Origin of the sequence: Microcystis sp. M53602_WE12, assembly GCF_030065455.1 — a bacterium.
Classification (GTDB): Bacteria; Cyanobacteriota; Cyanobacteriia; order Cyanobacteriales; family Microcystaceae; genus Microcystis; species Microcystis aeruginosa.
This window is the reverse complement of sequence record NZ_JASJFB010000538.1, coordinates 1-2,600: the sequence shown is the minus strand read 5'-3', so window position 1 is coordinate 2,600 and position 2,600 is coordinate 1. Positions and strand designations below refer to the sequence as shown.

Genomic DNA, 2,600 nt, shown 5'->3' with positions numbered 1-2,600 from the left:
TTAATTGATTAGTTCGCTCTAGATAAAAAACAATTGACAAAAATCGCTAAATGCCTTTCTATATAAGGGTTCCATCCCTTATAACCCCCGTCCATTGCATAACAATTACCGAAGAGCCAACGATCGCCTCGAAATCGTCTAGGGATAAGCCCTGTTTTTGCAACCAATTCCATGTATCTTTGGCGTTATGTAATCCTTTGGCGAGACGGAATTGATCGGCCGCCTGTTGTAACTCGGCAGTTGTGTTTTTAATCCCCGCTGCCGTGGCAGTTTCGGTGATGATTTTCCGAGCGATAATTCCCTCGACTATTTCGGGAACTTTCCCCGATAGCTTAAGCTGTTGGATAAGGTCTTGATTGGTGATGGTGATACTATGGGACATAATGACTCCTGAAACAGTTATGCGAAATTAATTTCCTAGTTGAGATAGGCAAGAGGGTTAGGGAGGGGTGTAAGTAATTTGGCTTCGATACCTAAAAAAACTACAGTTTTAACCCGTCTTTTTGCAGATCCTTAAAGGGATCGAGGATGTAATCGATCACCCGACGCTGACGGACGATCGCCTCTGCGGTAGCCGTATCCCCCGGATTGAGGGGAATACATTGATTTCCCTTTTGAATACAGGAGCGATCGAGTTGAATTTCTAGCTCGAAAACGTTAATTTTTCCGTTGGGCGTTTCCTTTTCGATCGCCGTCGGTGATTTCTTGGTGATCTTGCCGCCGATAATGCCGTAATCCTGAAAAGGATAGGCATCGAACTTGACTTTTATCGGCATACCGGCGCGGAGAAATTGACTTTGATCTGTGGGCATTTCTGCCTTGAGAATAAACCGCGATCCTTTCGGTGCTATCTCCGCAACCCGCGTTCCCGACTGCACCACCGCACCCGCGCGTTTAATCGGTAATGAAAAGATCGTGCCGTCGGTATTCGCCTTTAAAACCCTCTGACTTAGTTGGATTTGGAGCGCTTGCCGTTGGCTCTCGCTTTGGGCGATTTCCGATGCCAGTGTTGCGATCTCCGTGTCTAGATTGTTAATCTGCTCCTGTACCCTTAAGAGTGCCAACTCGTTGGAATGGCGGAGACTTTGATAACCCCGCTGCCGCTCCTGTAATTGCAGACGCGCTTGGGCGATATCGGCGCTCGTTTGTTGACTCGTCTGACGGTAGGCACTTTTTAATTCCGCTAGTTTATGTTGATTTTCTTTGACCTCCGCTTTTCCCCGCTCGTAGAGTTGTTGGCGCTCCTTGGCATTGTCCTCGCGCTCGATGAATTGCACCTCCGATATCGCGCCATCCTCCCACGCTTTTCGGTAGCGATCGACTTCTTTTAAAGCCGTTTCATAACGACTTTTGAGAATCGGATAATCGGTCTGACTTTGTGCGAGGGCGGTTTTCGCTTGATTGACTCGCGCTTGTTGTTCTTCTAGGGATATTTTGGCCTTCTTGATTAATGCGTCCACATTCTCCCGCGCTTGTTCGATCGAGGCTTCTTTTTCCGCTGCTGCCGCGCGATTTTGTTGGCTTTGGGTGGTTAAAGAAATCTCTAACTGACTTTTGACAAGTTTCTGTTGGGAAAGACGGCTTTTTTGTCCTTCTATTTTCTCCTCGATTTGTTGTATTTCCTTGCCGATTAATGAGGAATCTAGGGTTAAAATCGGTTGTCCTGCTTTCACCTCTTGGCCTTCACGGACATAGATTTTTTCCACTTCTCCTGCGGTGATTGCGTCGAGTTTGACTGTTTCCCCTTGGGGTTCCAGTTTTCCCGGACCGACACCCGTTTCATCGACTTTTGAGAATATCGCCCAAGGGAGAATGATCGAGACGAAAATAATCAGAAAATAGAGTAAACCACGCGTCCAGGGTAGGGGTAAAGTATCGATCAATTCTTTGGTATGGAAAGACCAGTTATCGCGCTCTCTGTCTAGATTGGTTGTCATAGTTATTCACTCAATTGATTAGAGTTCAAATTACGGTAAATACCGGGACGGGCCATTAATTCTTCATGGGTTCCACTATCGACTAATACCCCTCGATCGAGAACGAGAATACAATCCGCGTTCCGCACCGTAGAGAGGCGATGGGCGATAATCACCATGGTGCGATTCTGCCGAATTTTCTGGAGATTTGTTTGAATAATCCGTTCCGATTCCGTATCGAGGTGGGAAGTGGCTTCATCGAGGATTAATAACCGCGGCTCTCCCATCAACGATCGAGCGATGGCGATCCGTTGTCTCTGTCCCCCGGAAAGTAGCCCTCCACCCTCGCCGATTTGAGTTTCGTACCCCATCGGCAGTGATTGAATAAAGTCATGAATTCCCGCTAATTTCGCCGCTTCGATCACATTTTCTAGGGGGTGATCGGGATGACCTAAACTGATATTTTCCCGAATCGTGGAACCGAAGAGAAAAGTATCCTGATCGACGACTCCCACCTGTTGCCGGAGGGAACTGAGGGCGATCGTACTCAGATCGTAACCGTCGATCGAGATTTTCCCGTCGGTGGGGGGATAGAGGCCGATCAGTAATTTCGAGATCGTGGTTTTTCCCGAACCGCTCCGACCGACGAGGGCAACGGTTTGACCGGGTAAAATCTCAAAACTG

The 2,600-nt window shown here is 47.8% G+C and carries 2 protein-coding genes and 1 pseudogene; all 3 read right to left on the bottom strand.

Annotation, left to right across the window (positions count from 1 at the left end; all coding sequences use genetic code 11):
• Window positions 1-103: 103 nt before the first annotated feature.
• Window positions 104-382: pseudogene (locus PX482_RS17415) on the bottom strand (peptidylprolyl isomerase); the annotation flags it as partial.
• A gap of 100 nt (window positions 383-482) precedes the next feature.
• The gene (locus PX482_RS17410) at window positions 483-1,937 is read right to left on the bottom strand and encodes a beta-barrel domain-containing protein (protein ID WP_288122766.1); all 1,455 of its coding nucleotides are present in this window, start codon (window positions 1,935-1,937) and stop codon (window positions 483-485) included.
• A gap of 2 nt (window positions 1,938-1,939) precedes the next feature.
• The coding region (locus PX482_RS17405; RefSeq protein WP_288122765.1) for an ATP-binding cassette domain-containing protein at window positions 1,940-2,600 on the bottom strand (661 nt) is incomplete at its 5' end.

Bases quoted from the DNA above. Each gene is read 5' to 3' on its own strand.
- PX482_RS17410 (WP_288122766.1), bottom strand. From the start codon at position 1,937: ATGACAACCAATCTAGACAGAGAGCGCGATAACTGGTCTTTCCATACC.